General features: G+C 65.4%; 14 protein-coding genes. 13 read left to right on the forward strand and 1 reads right to left on the reverse strand.

All coding sequences use genetic code 11. The features are described 5' to 3' along the window. Positions 1 to 3 precede the first annotated feature (3 nt). From KIT86_RS00290 to KIT86_RS00350, 13 genes are all read left to right on the forward strand, one after another. Positions 4 to 1,146, forward strand: a complete 1,143-nt coding sequence (locus tag KIT86_RS00290) for an acyl-CoA dehydrogenase family protein (RefSeq protein WP_056278343.1) — start codon at positions 4 to 6, stop codon at positions 1,144 to 1,146. A 46-nt stretch (positions 1,147 to 1,192) separates the two neighbouring features. Continuing rightward, the gene (locus KIT86_RS00295) at positions 1,193 to 2,800 is read left to right on the forward strand and encodes an acyl-CoA carboxylase subunit beta (RefSeq protein ID WP_056278346.1); all 1,608 of its coding nucleotides are present in this window, start codon (positions 1,193 to 1,195) and stop codon (positions 2,798 to 2,800) included. A 23-nt stretch (positions 2,801 to 2,823) separates the two neighbouring features. After that, positions 2,824 to 4,017, forward strand: coding sequence for a CaiB/BaiF CoA-transferase family protein (locus KIT86_RS00300; RefSeq protein ID WP_056278349.1), 1,194 nt, complete (start codon positions 2,824 to 2,826; stop codon positions 4,015 to 4,017). A 22-nt stretch (positions 4,018 to 4,039) separates the two neighbouring features. Beyond that, positions 4,040 to 5,200: an acyl-CoA dehydrogenase family protein gene (locus KIT86_RS00305; RefSeq protein WP_056278592.1), complete on the forward strand. Its 1,161-nt coding sequence runs from the start codon at positions 4,040 to 4,042 to the stop codon at positions 5,198 to 5,200. Between the two features lie 6 nt (positions 5,201 to 5,206). After that, positions 5,207 to 6,007: an enoyl-CoA hydratase-related protein gene (locus KIT86_RS00310; protein WP_056278352.1), complete on the forward strand. Its 801-nt coding sequence runs from the start codon at positions 5,207 to 5,209 to the stop codon at positions 6,005 to 6,007. Position 6,008: 1 nt separating this feature from the next. After that, complete coding sequence (locus KIT86_RS00315; protein ID WP_056278355.1) at positions 6,009 to 8,012, forward strand: biotin carboxylase N-terminal domain-containing protein; 2,004 nt, start codon at positions 6,009 to 6,011, stop codon at positions 8,010 to 8,012. 82 nt (positions 8,013 to 8,094) lie between these two features. Then, positions 8,095 to 9,015: an MBL fold metallo-hydrolase gene (locus tag KIT86_RS00320; RefSeq protein WP_056278357.1), complete on the forward strand. Its 921-nt coding sequence runs from the start codon at positions 8,095 to 8,097 to the stop codon at positions 9,013 to 9,015. Positions 9,016 to 9,108: 93 nt separating this feature from the next. Further along, positions 9,109 to 9,897, forward strand: a complete 789-nt coding sequence (locus tag KIT86_RS00325; RefSeq protein ID WP_086124718.1) for an enoyl-CoA hydratase-related protein — start codon at positions 9,109 to 9,111, stop codon at positions 9,895 to 9,897. Continuing rightward, complete coding sequence (gene can, locus KIT86_RS00330) at positions 9,897 to 10,577, forward strand: carbonate dehydratase (protein ID WP_200959413.1); 681 nt, start codon at positions 9,897 to 9,899, stop codon at positions 10,575 to 10,577. The genes KIT86_RS00325 and can overlap by 1 nt, the downstream gene beginning before the upstream one ends. Before the next feature lie 27 nt (positions 10,578 to 10,604). Beyond that, on the forward strand, positions 10,605 to 12,029 hold the full coding sequence (locus KIT86_RS00335; protein ID WP_056278367.1) for an MmgE/PrpD family protein: 1,425 nt from the start codon (positions 10,605 to 10,607) through the stop codon (positions 12,027 to 12,029). Beyond that, the gene (locus KIT86_RS00340) at positions 12,029 to 13,198 is read left to right on the forward strand and encodes an acyl-CoA dehydrogenase family protein (RefSeq protein ID WP_056278369.1); all 1,170 of its coding nucleotides are present in this window, start codon (positions 12,029 to 12,031) and stop codon (positions 13,196 to 13,198) included. Before KIT86_RS00335 ends, KIT86_RS00340 begins: the two co-directional genes overlap by 1 nt. A 60-nt stretch (positions 13,199 to 13,258) precedes the next feature. After that, positions 13,259 to 14,416 (forward strand): acyl-CoA dehydrogenase family protein, encoded by a 1,158-nt coding sequence (locus KIT86_RS00345; protein WP_056278372.1) that lies wholly within the window; start codon positions 13,259 to 13,261, stop codon positions 14,414 to 14,416. A 15-nt stretch (positions 14,417 to 14,431) separates the two neighbouring features. Then, entirely contained in the window at positions 14,432 to 15,409 is a 978-nt protein-coding gene (locus KIT86_RS00350) for an acyl-CoA dehydrogenase (RefSeq protein ID WP_056278375.1), read from the forward strand. Positions 15,410 to 15,437: 28 nt separating this feature from the next. On the opposite strand, the gene KIT86_RS00355 is transcribed toward KIT86_RS00350, so the two are convergent. Then, the gene (locus KIT86_RS00355) at positions 15,438 to 17,405 is read right to left on the reverse strand and encodes an AMP-binding protein (protein WP_297393932.1); all 1,968 of its coding nucleotides are present in this window, start codon (positions 17,403 to 17,405) and stop codon (positions 15,438 to 15,440) included. Between the last annotated feature and the right edge of the window lie 2 nt (positions 17,406 to 17,407).

A 17,407-nucleotide genomic window follows, 5' to 3' on the forward strand; every position in this document is an offset into this window, starting at 1 on the left:
GTCATGAACTTTGATCTCTCCGAAGAACAAAAGATGCTGCGCGACGCGGCACAGAAATTTCTGCGCGCCGAATACCGCTTCGATGCGCGCAACCAGATCGTCGCGTCGGCGTCCGGCATGAGCCACAAGCACTGGCAGCGATTCGGGGAATTCGGCTGGCTTGGGCTCGGACTGCCCGAGGCCGATGGCGGTTTTGGCGGCGGCATGCTCGAGACGATCCAGGTCGCCGAGGCCCTGGGCGCCGCGCTGGTGGTCGAACCCTACCTCGTCAGCGCCGTGCTCGGCGCGCAGGCGGTGGCACGCGCGGGCACCGCGGCGCAGCGCGCGACCTGGCTGCCCGGGCTGGTCTCGGGCCAGCGCATTGTCAGCCTAGCGCACACCGAGGCCGATGCGCGCCACGACCTCGCCCATGTTCACACCAGCGCCATGGCCAAGGGCGGCCGGTGGGTGCTGTCGGGCCGCAAAAGCGGTGTGCTGGGCGCGCCCTGGGCCGACGGCTTTGTTGTGGCCGCCAGAACCTCGGGCGCCGTCAGTGAACGCCGGGGAATCAGCTTGTTTCTGGTCGAAGCCCACACGCCGGGGGTGCAGGTGGCGGGCTACAAGGTCTACGACGGCAGTCGGGCTGGTGATCTGCAGCTTGATGCTGTCGTGCTGGGCCCGGACGCATTGCTGGGCATGGAAGGCGAAAGCCTGGGACTGCTCGAGCACCTGGTTGATCTTGGCATTGTTGCCGCCTGTGCCGACGCCCTGGGTGCCATGGGCGCGCTGTTGAGGAAAACCGGCGAGTACGTCGGCACGCGCAAACAATTTGACGTGCCGATTGCCAGTTTCCAGGTCATCCAGCACCGGCTGGTCGACATGTTCGCCGCGGTCGAGGCCAGCCGCTCCCTGGTGTTGATGGCGGCCCTGCATGCCGAGCATCCCGACGCAGTCACCCGTTCGCGCGCCGTCTCGGCCGCCAAGGCCGCCATTGGTGAGCGAGCCCGCTTCGTGGCGCAGCAAGCGGTGCAGCTGCACGGCGGCGTGGGCATGACCGAGGAGCTTGACATCGGCCATTACTTTCGCCGCCTGACGCTCTTTTGCAACCTGTTGGGCAGCACCGACCACCACCTGCAGCGCTTTGCGACGCTGCGTGTGGTGGCCTGATTGCCTGATGACCGACCCATACCGAGTCACTGGAAGGGCTGCCTAAATGAGTTTGATGACATCCACCGCCACGCCGAACTCGCCCGAATTTCAGCGCAACCGCGAAGCCTATGAGCTGCGCATTGACGACTTGCATGAACGCCGCGAACGTGCCCTGATCGGCGGCCCCGAAAAGGCGCGCCTGCTGCACAAGAAGCGCAAGCAGTTGCTGCCGCGCGAGCGCCTGGCTGCCGTGCTCGACCCCGGATCGCCCTTCCTCGAGTTCGGGCAGCTTGCCGGCGACGGCCTGTACGAGGGCGTGCCGCCGGGCGGCAGCATCATCACCGGGGTGGGGCTGGTGTGCGGGCGCGCATGCATGCTGATGATCCACGATGCCACGGTCAAGGGCGGCACCTACTACGGCATCACCGCAAAAAAACATGTGCGGGCCCAGATGTTCGCCTGGCAGCACCGGCTGCCGTGCATCACCATGGTCCAGTCGGGCGGCGCCAACCTGCCGGAGCAGGCGCATATTTTCCCCGACGACGGCCAGTTCGGCTCCATTTTTTACAACCAGATCCGCATGTCGGCCGAGGGCATCACCCAGATCGCGACCGTGCATGGGCCCTCAACCGCTGGCGGCGCCTATCTCCCGGCGCTGTGCGACGAGGCGGTGATCGTGCGCAACCAGGGTGCGATGTTCCTCGCCGGGCCCGAACTGGTGTATGCCGCCACCAAGGAAGAGGTTGACATTGAAACCCTGGGCGGCGGCGAGATGCACAGCCGCATCAGCGGCGTCACTGACCATCTGGCCGAGAACGATGGCCATGCCATCTCCATCGTGCGCGGCATCGTGGCCAACCTAGGTACCGTGGCCAAGCAACGCTGGGACGTGGTTCCGCCGCTGCCGCCCCGCCATGACCCGCGCGAGATTTACGGCATCGTCAGCGCCGACAACCGGCATCCGACCGACAACCGCGAAGTGCTGCTGCGGCTGATCGACGACAGCGAACTACAGGAGTTCAAACCCCTGTACGGCGACACCATGATCTGCGGCTTCGCCCGCATCAAGGGTTTCCAGATCGGCATTCTGGCCAACAACGGCGTGATCTTCTCCGAGAGCGCGCTCAAGGGCGCGCACTTCATCGAGTTGTGCTGCCAACGCGACATTCCGCTGCTGTTCATGGCCGATGTGTCGGGCTTCATGGTCGGCAAAGCGGTGGAGCAGCAGGGCATTGCCAAGCACGGCGCCAAGTTCATGACGGCCATGGCCTCGGCCAACGTGCCGCGCTACACGCTGATCACCGGAGGCTCGTACGCAGCGGCCTACCTGGCGATGTGCGGGCGCCCGTTCAAGCCCAACGTGATGATGATGTGGCCTACCGGCCGCGCCGCGCTGATGGGCCCCGAGCAGGCCGCCACCACGCTGGGCCTGGTGCGCGAGAACATCCACCGGCGCGAGGGCACAAGCTGGAGCGACGAAGAACGCGAGCAATTCAAGCAACCGATACGCGAGCAGTTCGAGAGCTTTTCCAGTCCCTACAACTACGCCTCCAATCTGTGGTGCGACATGGTGATTGACCCGCTGGAAACGCGCGACACCATGGCTTTGCTGCTGGAGCTGGCGGGCCGTGTGCCGGCGCGCGACACGCACTTCGGCGTGTTCCGCATGTGATCTTTTAGTCCACAGTATTGAACATGCTCGAAGCCATTCTCTCCGGCTGCCGCGTGCTCGGCCTGACGCAGAACGTGGCCGGCCCGTTCTGCACCCATATCCTCGGCGACCTCGGCGCCGAGGTCATCAAGATCGAACGCCCGGGCAGCGGCGACGATGCGCGCCAGTGGAAGCCGCCCGAAGTGGCCGGCGTCTCGACCGGCTTCGCGGCGCTGAACCGCAGCAAGAAGAGCGTCTGCATTGACCTCGACAGCGCGATTGGTCAGCAGCTGGTCGCGCGCCTGGCGGCCGGTGCCGACGTGCTGGTGCATTCGCTCAAACCCGGCAGCGCCGAAGCGCGCGGCCTCGGCGACGGACACCTGCTGCCGACCAATCCGCGCCTCGTGTATTGCGCGATCAGCGCCTTCGGCGAGGTCGGCCCGATGCGCGCGCTGCCCGGCTACGACCCGCTGATGCAGGCCTTCGCCGGCATCATGAGCGTCAGCGGCCACGAAGGTGACGAGCCGGCGCGCGTCGGCGTGTCGCTGATCGACATGGGCACCGGCATGTGGGCCACGATGGCGATCCTGGCCGCGCTGCTGCGCCGCGCCACCACGGGCGAAGGCATGCGCGTGCACGCCAGCCTGCTCGAGACCGGGCTGTCGTGGATGATGGTGCCAGTCGCGAACTATCTGGCCACCCAGCGCCTACCGCGCAAGATGGGTTCGGCGATGGCGATGATGGCGCCCTACGAGCTCTTCGAAAGCGCCGACGGCAAGGTCTTCATCGCTGCGGCCAACGACCGGCTGTTTGGCCGCATCTGCAGCGCGCTGGCTTGTCCAGAGCTGGCGCAGGATCCGCGCTTCATCGACATGTCGGCGCGCATCGGCCACCGCAAGGCGCTGCACGCCGAGCTCGAGGCGCGCACCCGGCAGCGCAGCACCGCAGACTGCGCGGCGGCGCTGCGAGCGGCCGGTGCGCCCTGCAGCGAGATGCACGACGTGGCCCAGATGCTGGCGCACGAACAGGTGCAAGCGGTCGGCATGCTGGGCGCGCTGCCGCTGCCGGGCGCACCGCAACACCAGACGATGGGCCTGCCCATCAGTTCGCAGGGCCGTCGCGGGCGCAGCGGCCCGCCGCCGCCAGTGCTGGGCGGGAACACCGACGAGGTGTTGACGGCGCTGGGCCTGCATGCCGATGAACTGGCGGCGCTGCGACAGCAACGCGTCGTCGATTGACAGAGACAAGGCCGAGATCCCCATGAACTTCGACTACACCGAGACCCAGGGTCAGATCCGCGCCGCCGTCAAGGAGCTGTGCAAGGGCTTCGGCCCCGAGTACTGGCGCCAGTGCGCCCAGGACGGCGCCTATCCGGAAGCCTTCGTCGACGCGATGGCCAAGGCCGGCTGGCTGGCCGCGCTGATTCCGGAGGAATACGGCGGCGCCGGGCTGCCCCTGCTCGACGCCTGCCTGATCCTGCAGGAGATCAACCAGAACGGCGGTAGCGCGGTGCACTGCCATGCGCAGATGTACACGATGGCGTCGATCCTGCGCCATGGCAGCGAAGCGCAGAAGCGCGCGACGCTCCCGCGCATCGCCGACGGTAGCCTGCGGCTGCAGGCCTTCGGCGTGACCGAGCCCGACGCGGGCTCCAACACGCTGGCGATCAAGACATTCGCGCGCAAGGTGCCAAGTGGCTACGTCGTCAACGGCCAGAAGATCTGGACTTCGCGCTACAGCCACTCGCACATGTACCTTTTGATCGCGCGCACCACGCCGACCGACGCGGTGAAGAAGAAGACCGATGGCCTTAGCCTGTTCCTGATCGACATAGCGAAGGCCGGCGCGTCGCTGAAGGCCACGCCGATTCGCACGATGATCAATCACCACACCTTCCAGGTCTTCATCGACAACCTGGAGCTCACCGACGACGACCGCATCGGCGAGGAAGGCAAGGGCTTCCACTACCTGCTGGATTCGCTGCATTCCGAGCGTCTGCTGGTGGCCAGCGAGGCCATCGGCGACGGCCACTGGTTCGTCGGCAAGGCCGCGCGCTACGGCAGCGAGCGTGTCGTCTTCGACCGCCCGATCGGCGCCAACCAGGGCGTGCAGTTCCCGATCGCGCGCGCCCACATGAACATCGAGGCTGCCGAACTGATGCGCAACAAGGCAGCGACGCTGTTCGACGCCAGCCTGCCCTGCGGGCGCGAGGCGACGATGGTCAAGTACCTGGCCAGCGAGGCTGCTTGGGAAGCCGCCGAGGCGGCCATGACCACCTTCGGCGGCTACGGCGTGGCCTGCGAATACGACATCGAGCGCAAATGGAAGGAGAGCCGGCTGTTCCGCACCGCGCCGATCTCCAACAACCTGGTGCTGGCGCAGGTGGCCGAGCACCTGCTGGGCATGCCCCGCTCTTACTGAAGCACCATGGACTACACGACACTACGCGTTGAAGCCGCGCCTGGCACCGAGCTCGCTGATGGCATCCGCACCCTGGTGCTCAACCGCCCCGAGGTGATGAACGCGATGAACACGCAGATGTTCATCGACCTGCGCAACGCCCTGCACGAACTGGCCTTCGACGACGGCCTGCGTGTGCTGATCATCACCGGCGCCGGTGAGCGTGCATTCTCGGCCGGCGGAGACCTCAAGCAGCGCGACGGTATGACCGACGGTCAATGGCGGCGCCAACACCAGCTCGCCGAAGAGGTGTTGCTGGCTGTCAAGGATTTCCCGCAACCGGTGATCGCCGCCGTCGAAGGCCACGCGCATGGCGGCGGCTGCGAACTGGCGTTGATGTGTGACTACATCGTCGCTTCGCGCGCTGCGGTATTTTCGCTGCCCGAGCTGCGGCGCGGCATCATGCCCGGCGGCGGCGGTATCCAGAACCTCGTGCGCGCCGTCGGCGCGCGGCGCGCCAAGAAGCTGCTGTTCACCGCGCGCCGCTTCTCGGCCGAAGAAGCCACCGAATGGGGCATGGTCACAGACCTGGCCGAGCCGGGTACGGCGCTGGCCGCCGCAGTCGCCGACGCGCGCGACATCGTACTGGCCGCACCGATGGCCACCCACTACGCCAAACTCGCCGCATCGCGCGGCGGCGAGATTGACTTCCACAGCGGCTACATGCTCGACGTCGCCGCCTACAACGTGCTGGTGTCCTCGGCCGACAGGCTGGAGGGCGTGAAGGCCTTCAATGAAAAGCGCCCACCGCGCTGGAGCGGACTCTGACATGTTCAAAAAAATCCTGATCGCCAACCGCGGCGAAATCGCCTGCCGCATCGCACGCACCTGCCGGCGCCTCGGTATTGCGGTGGCCGGTGTGCATTCGAGTGCTGATCGCGATGCGCTGCACGTTGACCTGATCGGCGAGTCGATCGAAATCGGTGGGGCAGCGCCGGCCGAGAGCTACCTGCGCATCGATGCGGTCATTGATGCGGCCCGGCGGACCGGGTCGCAGGCCATTCATCCTGGTTTTGGCTTTCTGGCCGAAAACGCGGTCTTCGCGCGCGCGGTCGAGGCAGCCGGCCTCGTCTTCGTCGGCCCGACGCCCGAGGTCATTGAGCGCCTGGGCGACAAGGCGTCGGCCAAGCGCGAGGCCCGCGCCGCTGGCGTGGCCGTGCTCGGCGGCAGCGAGCTGCCGAGCCGCGATGCGGCCGAAGTGGCAGCCACCGTGCGCGGACTACCGCTACCGGTGATTCTGAAGGCGGCCGCCGGTGGCGGCGGCAAGGGCATGCGGGTGGTGCAGCAGTTGGACGGGTTGATGGAGACCATCGAGGCGGCCATGCGCGAGGCCGGGAGTTCCTTTGGCGACACTGCGTTGATCGTCGAAGCCTTTGTCGAGCGCGGGCGCCACATCGAGGTGCAGATCGTCGGCGACGGCCATGGCGAAGTGATTCACTTGTTCGAGCGCGAATGCACGCTGCAGCGGCGCCATCAGAAAGTCATCGAAGAGGCTCCAGCGGTGAACCTCGCCCCGGCGCTGCGCGAGGCGATGCTCGGTGACGCGGTGCGCTTGGGACAGCGGCTGCGCTATCGCGGTGTCGGCACGGTGGAATTCATCGTGCAGGGCGACAATCACCACTTTCTCGAAGTCAATCCACGGCTGCAAGTCGAGCATCCGGTGACCGAGGAGGTGACCGGGCTGGATGTGGTCGAGATCATGCTGCGCATTGCCGCCGGCGAGGGCTTGCCCTTGCGCCAGAGCGAAGTGCAGGTGCGCGGCCACGCGATTGAGGCGCGGGTCTGCGCTGAAGATTCAGCACAAAATTTCCTGCCCTCCACCGGTGAACTGATCGCTGTTCGGTTCCCAACTTCTGTCGTGCGGGTTGAATCGGGTGTGCGCGCCGGCATGGCGGTCACGCCGTACTACGACTCGATGCTGGCCAAGCTGATTGCGCATGCGCCCACGCGCGAGGCGGCGCTGGACCGTCTGAGTGGGGCGCTGGGCGAAACCCAGGTGCACGGCGTCGAAACCAACTGCGCCTTTCTGCAGCGCCTGCTGGCCCTGCCCGCCACGCGCGACGCCAGCTTCCACACCCGTCTGATTGACGAGGTGCTGGCCGAGGGGAGTCAGGGCGCGAGCAGTGCGCCGCTGGAGCGGCTGGCCGCTGCAGCGGCTTGGTGGTTGCTCGACGCGCGGTGCAACGGCAATCAATTCGGGGCCTGGTCGGCCCTGGACGTGACGGGTTGGCAGATGCACGCCGGCGACGATCGGCTCACGCCGGTTCCGGCGCTGTTGCTGCGCTCGGGCGGCACAACGCACGAGGCCCGGTTCGGCGCCGTCTCGCCCGAGTCCGAGGTGACGGTGCAAATCGGCACAGAACGAGTCCGCTTGGCACTGACCGCCATCGCCGGGGGCAATTGGCGTTTGCGCATGGGGGATCGACATGAGGTGCTGACCATCGTGCGCAGCGTCGATACCGTGTTTGTGCAGAGCAGCGGCACTGCCCACGCCATCGGCGTGACCCCTTACCTCAACCAGGCCATCACCGGACGCCAGACCAGTGGCCAGTTGCGCACGCCGATGATGGGGATGATCCTGAAGATCCATGTGGCGGTTGGCGAGCGCGTACGTTCCGGCGACGTGGTGGCAACGATGGAGTCGATGAAGATGGAGCTGCGCATCAATGCCGACCACGATGGGGTGGTGCGCTCGCTGTCGGTGCAGAACGGACAAATGGTCGAGCGCGGCCTGGTGGTGGCCGTGGTTGAGTCCGAGGGCACTGCGGAATAAGCGGCGGCAAACCCCGCATGCGCGCCCATCTTTACAAACCTGGTGTTATCCACGGTTAAAAATGACGTGTCCGAGACGGCCCATGACCAGCATCCAACTTCCGAACGGTATTCAGGTTTTTGAGCGCGGTTGGCTGTCCTCCAACAACATTCTGTTCCTTGGATCGGCATCCAGCGCACTCGTTGACAGTGGCTACAGCACACACGCGGAACTAACGGCCGGGCTGGTCAGCGCCGCTTTGCAGCAGCGGCCGCTGGACTTGCTGCTCAATACCCATCTGCACAGCGACCACTGCGGCGGCAATGCCGCCCTCCAGGGCAATTACCCAGAACTTCAAACCCTCATTCCGCCAGGCCATGCATCACTTGTCTCGCCGTGGGACCCCGTCGCCCTGAACTATGTGCCATCCGGGCAACACTGCCCCCGGTTCAAGTTCGATGGCCTTCTGTCGCCGGGCACGGACATCCAGCTGGCCGATACCGCGTGGCAAATCCATGCGGCACCGGGCCATGATCCCCATTCAGTCATTCTGTTTGAGCCGCAGTCCCGAACCCTGATTTCGGCCGATGCCTTGTGGGAAAAAGGCTTCGGCGTGGTGTTTCCGGAACTCGATGGTGAAACCGCGTTCGATGAAGTGGCCGCCACATTCGACCTGATCGAGCGGCTTGACCCGCGCTGGGTCATTCCCGGCCACGGCCCGGTATTCCGCTACCGTGCCGAGGTGCTGGCCTACGCGCGCGAGCGCCTCAACGCCTTTGTCAAGAACCCTGAGCGGCATGCGCATCACGCGGTCAAGGTGTTGCTGAAGTTCAGACTGCTGGAGCAGCAGCAACTGCCTTTTGCTGATTTTGTCGAGTGGGCCGCCAACACACGCTACTTGCGGCTCATTCACCAGAGGTTTGTTCCTTCGGTTCCCATCGACCAGTGGATGGAGCAGTTGACTCAGGAGCTGGTGCGTTCCACCGCTGCGCGCAGAGACGGCAACAGGGTCTACAACGCGTGAAATGGACCCCGTCGTGAGCCACTGAACCAGGGCCCTGACAAAAACCAGCGGCCGCATGCGAAAGCCAAGCCATCTTTTAACCTGGAGATAAACATGAGTGAAGCAGAAACCGTTTTGTATCACGTGCGCGATGGTATCGCCACCGTCAAGATCAACCGCCCCGAGATGCGTAACGCGCTGTCACCGGCCGCTGCCAATCGGCTGCACGATCTGTGGTGCGAAGTCGATGCCGATAAAAATGTGCACGTGGCCATCCTGACTTCTGCCGACTGCGGCACTTTCTGCGCCGGGCTCGACCTGCGCGAGGCTTCTCGTGTCAAGAAGGACGAGGGCGTGGACATCCTGACCAAGATGAGGGACCCGTTTCACGGTCGCCAGCGCCGTGTGGCCAAGCCCATCATCGCGGCCATGACCGGGCACCTGATTGCCGGCGGCATGATGCTGAGCCTGAACTCGGATTTGCGCGTAGGCCTCAAGGGCACGCAGGTCGGCATCACCGAAACCCGTATCGCCGGGCGCGGCAGCCCCTGGGCCATTCCCCTCCTGTGGATGCTGCCGCAGCCGCTGCTGATGGAGATGGTGCTGACCGGCGACCTGTATCCGATCGAAACCTTCCATGGGCTGGGATTCATCAATTACCTGGAAGACACGCCTGATGCGGTGCGCGCTCGGGCCACCGCGCTGGCCGAACGCATCCGCGACAACGCTCCGCTGTCGGTGATGGCGGGCAAGGAATCGATCATGACGGCGATGAGCGCCGGTTGTGAGGCCGGCATGGCGCTGGCGCACAACATTTATCGCACCGCCTACGCCAGCGAGGACGCGCAGGAGGGTCCGCGTGCCTTCGCCGAGAAGCGCAAGCCGGTTTGGAAGGGGTGCTGATGTCGCTGCGGGGAGATGCCATCTCCAGCCTGGCCCCTCTTTTGGAGAACAACCGTGCCTGGTCGGCGCGCTGCGCTGCGGAAGATCCGCAGTACTTCGAGCGACTGGCGCACCAGCAGATGCCGCGCTACCTGTGGATCGGCTGTTCCGACAGCCGGGTACCGGCCAACGAAATCCTGGGGCTGCGGCCTGGCGAGGTGTTCGTGCACCGCAACGTCGGCAACCTGGTAGTGCACTCCGACCTGAACTGCCTGACGGTGCTGCAGTATGCGGTCGAGGTGTTGAAAGTCGAGCATGTTCTCGTGGTGGGTCACTACGGCTGCGGCGGCGTGCAGGCGGTGATAGAACAGCGCCGCACCGGTCTGGCCGAGAACTGGCTGCGCCATCTGGAGGATGTGGCGCGGAAACACATTGATCGGCTCGACGGCATTTCCGGCGTTGACGAGCGCGCGGCGCGGCTTTGCGAGATGAACGTGATTGAGCAGGTCAGCAACGTGTGTCGCACCACCACCCTGCGCCGCGCCTGGGAGCGCGGGCAGCAAGTCGAGGTGCACGGGCTGGTTTACGGCCTGCGCGACGGCTTGCTGCGGCCAGTCGGGGGCAGCGTCAATGGGGTCAGCGAGTTGCAAGAGCAGTACACCCTTTCATTGGCCATGCTGGACGCCGGCCCGGCCGTTTGATCGCATCAAGAAAGAAGGAAAATCCCTGTGCCAACCGACACGACAGACCCCGCGACCGACAACATTGCCACCCAGTTGGCCGCCTTTGCACACGGTCTCAAGCCTGGCATGTTGCCCGCAGTCGTGGTGGAACAGGCCAAGCTGCTGATGCTCGACGCTCTGGGCATCGCCCTGGCCTCGTCTCAGCACGACTTCGCGCACTGCGCTTACCGCGGCTTGCGCGCCCTGGGTGGCGCGGGTGACAGCGCCGTCATGGGCGCCTTTGCACCCCTGCCGCTGCGCGATGCGGTGCTGATGAATGGCATCCTGGTCCACGGGCTGGACTTCGACGACACCCACCCCGGCGCGATCACACACCCCAGTGCCAGCGCCTTTCCGTTGGCGCTGGGTCTGGCAGCGCAACGGCATGCCACGGGGCCCGAGATGATCACGGCCTATGTGCTCGCGATTGAGGTTGCTGCCCGTCTGGGTGCGGCGGCCGGGGGCGGCTTCCACGACGTTGGCTTTCATCCGACCGGCCTGGTGGGAGCTTTTGGGTGCGCGCTGGCGGCCGGCAAGCTGATGGGGCTGGATCAGGTGGGCTTGGAGCATGCGCAAGGCGTGGTGCTGTCGATGGCATCCGGTAGCATGGAATTTCTGAGCGACGGCGCCTGGACCAAGCGCATGCACCCGGGCTGGGCCGGTGTCAGCGGGCTGACCGCCACGGCGCTGGCCGGTGCCGGTTTTCGGGGGCCTTCACAGCCTTATGAAGGGCGCTTTGGTCTGTACGCCAGTCACTTGGCCGCGCGCGGCTTGTTGGCCGATTTGTCGTTGTGCACGCGCGGCTTGGGCGAGCGCTGGGAGCTGCTCGAAGTGGCGGTAAAGCTGTACCCAACCTGCCACTTCACGCACGCCAGCATCGATGCCGCGCTGGCGCTGCGGGCGACGGGGCTGCGTGCCGAGGAGGTGGCATCGGTGCAGGTGCTGCTGCCGCCAGGGGTGCACCCGGTGGTGTGCGAGCCGGTGGCGGCCAAGCGACGACCGGCCAACGTCTATGAATCGCAGTTCAGCATTCACCACCTGGTCGCGCTGGCCCTGCTGCGCGGCGAGCTGGGGCTGGCCGAACTGGATGCCGCCAACCTGAGCGACCCGCAGGTGCAGGCGCTGGCTGACCGCATCGAACACGCGGCCGACCCCGATGCCGATTACCCCACCTTCTTTTCCGGCGAACTGCACGTGCGCACGAACGACGGGCGCGAGCTGCGCTGGCGCGAGTCAGCGCACCGCGGCGCACCGGGCCGGCCGATCACGGCCGCTGACATCGAGGCCAAATTCATGGGCAATGCACTACTGGCATTGCCGCGCGATCAGGCGCTGCGCCTGCGCGATGCGCTGCTGTCGGCCGATCGCGCCGAAGACGCCGCCACTCTGGCGCATACCCTGACCCATTCCAACACCTCCGGATCCCTTTAATGACTACCAGCCCGCCCATCGCCTTTGATGCGGAAAAAGAAACTCTGGTGCTCGACGCCGTCGAGCGCTTTGTCGACCGCGAGATCAAGCCGGTGGCGCAGCGGCTCGAGCACGCCGACGAATGGCCGGCCGACATTGTGGCCGGCATGCGCGAGATGGGCCTGTTCGGCTGCATCATCCGCGAGGAATATGGCGGCCTCGGCCTGTCGGCCAGTACCTATGCCAAGGTCGTGGAGCGCATCGCGCGGGTATGGATGTCGGTTTCGGGCATCATCAACTCGCACCTCATCATGGCCGCCTGCGTGCAGCGCAACGGCACCGAGGCGCAGCGCCAGCGTTTCCTGCCGCGCTTTGCCAGCGGCGAACTGCGCGGCGGGCTGGCGCTGACCGAGCCCGACTGCGGCACCGACTTGCAGGCGGTGCGCACGGTGGCGCGCCGTGACGGCGACCACTACGTCATCAACGGCACCAAGACCTGGATCTCCAACGGCGTCCATGGCCAGGCCTTTGCCGTGCTGGTCAAGACCGACCCCGCAGCGCAACCGCGCCATCGCGGCATGAGCCTGTTCATCTGCGAAAAAGGCCCCGGCTTCACGTCCACTCGCAAGCTCGAAAAGCTCGGTTACAAGGGCATCGACAGCGCCGAGCTGGTGTTCGACAACTTTCGCGTGTCGGCCGCCAACCTGGTCGGTGGCGTGGAAGGACAGGGTTTCAAGCACGTGATGGGCGGACTGGAACTTGGGCGCATCAATGTGGCTGCGCGCGGCGTGGGTGTGGCGCGCGCCTGCCTGGAGGAGTCGGTAGCCTATGCCCAACTGCGTCGCACCTTCGGCAAGCCGATCTGCGAACACCAGGCGATCCAGCTCAAGCTGGCCGACATGGCCACTCGGGCGGAGGCGGCGCGTCTGCTGGTTGAACAGGCCGCGCGGGCTTATGACGCTGGCCAGCGTTGCGACATGGAAGCCGGCATGGCCAAGCTGTTCGCCAGCGAAGCGGCGGTCGAGAACTCGATGGAGGCCTTGCGCATCCACGGGGCTTATGGCTACTCGAAGGAAATGAACGTCGAGCGCTACTACCGAGACGCGCCTCTGCTGTGCATTGGCGAAGGCACCAACGAATTGCAGCGCTTGATCATTTCCGCCCAGCTGGTGGAACGCAGCCCGATCTGATGTATCGCCTGGGGCGGCGCCTCAACTCGGCGGTGAATGAACCCCTCGGAGGAAAATTTCTTGAACAACCTGCTGTCCGCTTTCCGGTTCGCCGCCCTGCCCGCCGGGACGAATTCATTTCGCGCCGAGGTAAAGGCCTTTCTCCAATCCAGCTTTGAGCCAATGCCCGCCGACATCCGGGCCCGTTCATGGATGGGTTTCAATGCCGCTTTCAGCAAGAAGCTGGCCGCACGGGGCTGGGTCGGCGTGACCTTGCCAGCGCAATACGGTGGCGCCAGCCTGGACGCCTTCTCGCGCTTCGTGCTGGTGGAAGAACTGCTGGCCGCCGGTGCCCCGGTTTCCGCACACTGGATCGCCGACCGCCAGAGCGGGCCCCAGATCCTCAAGTTCGGAACCGAGGCGCAACGCCAGTTCTATCTGCCCAAAATTTGTGCCGCCGAGGCCTTCTTTTGTATCGGCATGAGCGAGCCCAATGCCGGCTCCGACCTCGCCAGCGTTGGCACACGGGCCAGCCGCTGCGAAGGTGGCTGGCGTTTGAACGGCCACAAGATATGGACCACCAATGCGCAGCACTGCCACTACATGATCGCGCTGGTGCGCTCGTCGGGCGAGTCGCAGGATCGGCAAAAGGGCCTGTCGCAGTTCATTGTCGACTTGGCATTGCCCGGCGTGACGGTGCGCCCGATCCGGGATCTAACGGGGGACGCGCATTTCTCAGAAGTGTTTTTCGACAACGTGCTACTGGCCGACGACGCGCTGATCGGCAATGAAGGCAGCGGCTGGGCGCAAGTCAATGCCGAACTGGCCTTCGAGCGCAGCGGCCCGGAGCGGGTGTACTCCAGCATCGTGCTGCTGGAGCACTGGATCACCTGCCTGCGCAGTACACCGGCGGTCTCGGCCCATGCCGCCACCATCGGGCGTTTCGCCACGCACCTGGCCACGCTGCGCAACATGTCGATCGCCGTCACGGCCAAGCTCGTCAACGGGGAAAGCCCGTTGGTCGAAGCGGCCTTGGTAAAGGATATAGGCACCGAATTCGAGCAGAGCATTCCCGCCGTGATCGGAGCCGCCATCGCTATGGACCCGGACGCCCTGGTCGATGCCGAGTTGTACCGCGCCGTGGCTTATGTAAGCCAGATTGCGCCCACCTATTCCCTGCGCGGCGGCACGCGCGAGATCCTGCGCGGCATGATCGCGCGCGGTCTGGGCCTGCGTTGAAAACGAGAGCATTCCATGTTTGCACAAGCGATTGAAGATATCCTCGAGGATCAGTGCACGCCCGCCGTGGTGCGCGCGATTGAGGCGGGCGGCTCGACCGCTGCGCTGTGGCAGGCGCTGCAAGGCGCCGGCTTCCTCGAACTGCTGGCGTCCGAGGACGCTGGCGGTGCCGGCCTCCCGCTGGCCGATCTGTTCCCGATACTGTGCAGCTTCGGCCGCTACACGGTGCCGGTGCCGGTGGCTCAGACGATTGTGGCGCGAGCGCTGCTGGGGTCGCAGTTTGCGATGCCCAACGGCATGATTACGCTGGGCGCTGCGTTGCGGCGCGAGGCCGATGGCGCCATCGTGTGCTCATTCACACCTTACGGCCGGGTGGCCGATTTCGTGCTGGCCCAAGATGGTGATGCCTTGTTGCTGCTGCCTTGCGCAGCGGCGCAGCGTGAAGCAAGCGGGGTGCATGGGAGCCTTGCCGCCAACCTGCGCTGGCCCGATGAGCGCATCGCGACGCACGTGCCCGGCGCTGGCCCACTGCTGCCGACATTCGCCGCGGCCTTGCACGCCGCCCTGCTCAGCGGGGCCATGACACGGGTCTTCGAAATGACACTCCAATTCTGCAATGACCGCATCCAGTTCGGCAAAACCCTGGGCAAGTTCCAGGCGGTGCAGCACCAGTTGAGCGTCATGGCCGAACATGTGGCTGCTGCCTCGATAGCCGCCGAAGCAGCGTTCCGTACCGACACGACCACGCCCTCCTTGCTCGCCGCTGCCATGGCCAAATCCCGCACCAGCGAGGCGGCGGTGCTGGTTGCCTCCATTGCCCACGCGCTGCACGGTGCCATTGGCATTGCCGAAGAATACGATCTGCAATTGCTGACCCGGCGTTTGCATGAATGGCGCATTGCCCATGGCTCGGAAGCGCACTGGAACGCATTGATCGGCAATAGCGTGCTGGCTTCAGACGCGTCTATTGCCGATTTTGTACGGTCGGTTTAGCGGGCGAGCGGCCTCGCCAGCCCAGCCACTACCCTGCCAGCTTGCCCTGCAGCTCGGTCACCGCCTCCGGGTTGACCAGCGAGGACAGGTCGCCCGGACCGTCGCCCCGGTACACGGCCCGCACGACGCGACGCATGATTTTCATGTTGCGTGTTTTGGGCAGGTCGCTGACCAGCAGCACCTGTCTGGGTCGGTAGGAGGCGCCCATGCCATGGACAACCGCTTGAGACAGTTCAGCTTGCAGCGCCGCGTCCGCCGCCACGCCGGGCATGGGCACGCAGACGCAGACGATGGCCGAGCCCTTGATCTCGTCGGGCACGCCGATCACCGCCGCCTCTGACACCTTGCCGGTGCCGGTGAGCAGGGTTTCAATCTCCGACGGGCCGGTGCGCTTGCCTGAGACCTTGATCGTGTCGTCGCTGCGGCCGAGGATGTAGAACAAGCCGTCCGCATCGTGCATCGCAAAGTCGCCATGCACCCAGACGCCGGGCAGCGTGCGCCAGTAGCTGTCGAGGTAGCGCTCGTCGTCGCGCCACAGGCTCTTGGTGAAGCCGATGTTGGGGTTGCGCAGCACCAACTCGCCGACCTGGCCCGCGCCGACCGGCTGACCGTTGTCGTTCACGATGTCGACCCCGGCGCCAAGCCCGCGCGCGCCGAACGAGCCTGGTCGCAAGGGGTGGTGCAGGGTGCCGGTGAAGTTGCAGCCGCCCACCTCGGTGCCGCCGACAATGTTGAGGAACGGCAGACGCTCTTTGCAGATGTGCTTGAAGAACCAGCGCCAGGGCGCCTCGGTCCATGCCTCGCCACCGGAGCAGGTGATGCGCAATGCAGACAAGTCGTAGCTTTCGACCTCTGTGTCGCCGTAGCGCATCAGGCTGCGGATCAGCGTGGGCGCGACACCCAGATAGGTGACTTTGTGATCCTGCACCAGACGCCAGAAGCGTCCTGTGTCGGGGTAGTCGGGCGTGCCTTCGGCCACCAGCAGGCTGCCGCCGAAATAGCTCGGGATGCAGGCGCACATGGCACCCACCATCCAGCCCATGTCGCTCATGAAGAAGAAGCGGTCGCTCTGCTTGAAATCGGCGCAGATGTGCATGTCGCGCGTGACCATCGAGCCCAGGAAACTCACGTGGGTCCAGATGCAGCCCTTGGGCTTGCCGGTGGTGCCCGAGGTGTAGAGCAATACGGCGGGTGCCTCGGCGGCCATCTCGGCGGTCGGCATGTCACGGGGTTGGGCGGCGATCAGGCTGGCCCAGTCGTGGTCGCGTTCCGGCGTCATCGGGCATGGGGACGCTTCACCCAGGTGGCGCAGCACCACCACGTGCTGCACGCTGGGTACCTCGCGCAGGGCTTCGTCCAGCACCGACTTCATGACGCCGGGGGTGCCGCGTCTCCAGGTGCCATCCACCGTCAGCACCGCCTTGGCTTGTCCGTCGTTCAAACGGGCGACAATGGGTTGCGGCCCGAAGCCCGAAAACAAGGGCATCAACACGGCGCCGATCTTCAGGACCGCAAAGAACGCGACAAAGGTCTCCGGCAGGTTGGGCATGTACAGGCCGACCCTGTCGCCCCGAGCAATGCCCAGCGACTGCAACGCTCCGGCCAGGCGGCAAACCTCGGCATCAAACTCGCGGTAACTCAAGGACTTGCGGTTTTTCGGGTCTTCGCCCTCCCACACCAGGAAAGGCTGGTCCCACACCGGCGTTCCGCGGTGCCGGTCCAGGCAGTTCAGCACGATGTTGGTGGTACCGCCGACACACCAGCGCGCCCACTCGATGCCGCGCGAGGTGTCAAGCATCTGCGTGTAAGGTTGATAGAAGCGCATGTCGCAAAACTCGAACACCTCTTGCATCAACCAGGCCGGATCGGCATCGGCGCGAGCGCTCAGGTTCTCGAAGCTCGATTCGCCCACTTTGTGCAAGAAGGCGGTCAGGTTGGACCGCGCCATCAGTTCAGGAGCGGGCTTCCATTCAAACGGTTGTTTGGTAGAATTCATGC

The organism is Hydrogenophaga sp. (assembly GCF_026125825.1).
In the GTDB taxonomy this organism is placed as follows: Bacteria; Pseudomonadota; Gammaproteobacteria; order Burkholderiales; family Burkholderiaceae_C; genus Hydrogenophaga.

Bases quoted from the DNA above. Each gene is read 5' to 3' on its own strand.
- KIT86_RS00340 (WP_056278369.1), top strand. From the start codon at position 12,029: ATGACTACCAGCCCGCCCATCGCCTTTGATGCGGAAAAAGAAACTCTG.
- KIT86_RS00355 (WP_297393932.1), bottom strand. From the start codon at position 17,405: ATGAATTCTACCAAACAACCGTTTGAATGGAAGCCCGCTCCTGAACTG.
- KIT86_RS00310 (WP_056278352.1), top strand. From the start codon at position 5,207: ATGGACTACACGACACTACGCGTTGAAGCCGCGCCTGGCACCGAGCTC.
- can (WP_200959413.1), top strand. From the start codon at position 9,897: ATGTCGCTGCGGGGAGATGCCATCTCCAGCCTGGCCCCTCTTTTGGAG.
- KIT86_RS00325 (WP_086124718.1), top strand. From the start codon at position 9,109: ATGAGTGAAGCAGAAACCGTTTTGTATCACGTGCGCGATGGTATCGCC.
- KIT86_RS00320 (WP_056278357.1), top strand. From the start codon at position 8,095: ATGACCAGCATCCAACTTCCGAACGGTATTCAGGTTTTTGAGCGCGGT.
- KIT86_RS00305 (WP_056278592.1), top strand. From the start codon at position 4,040: ATGAACTTCGACTACACCGAGACCCAGGGTCAGATCCGCGCCGCCGTC.
- KIT86_RS00295 (WP_056278346.1), top strand. From the start codon at position 1,193: ATGAGTTTGATGACATCCACCGCCACGCCGAACTCGCCCGAATTTCAG.
- KIT86_RS00290 (WP_056278343.1), top strand. From the start codon at position 4: ATGAACTTTGATCTCTCCGAAGAACAAAAGATGCTGCGCGACGCGGCA.
- KIT86_RS00315 (WP_056278355.1), top strand. From the start codon at position 6,009: ATGTTCAAAAAAATCCTGATCGCCAACCGCGGCGAAATCGCCTGCCGC.
- KIT86_RS00350 (WP_056278375.1), top strand. From the start codon at position 14,432: ATGTTTGCACAAGCGATTGAAGATATCCTCGAGGATCAGTGCACGCCC.
- KIT86_RS00300 (WP_056278349.1), top strand. From the start codon at position 2,824: ATGCTCGAAGCCATTCTCTCCGGCTGCCGCGTGCTCGGCCTGACGCAG.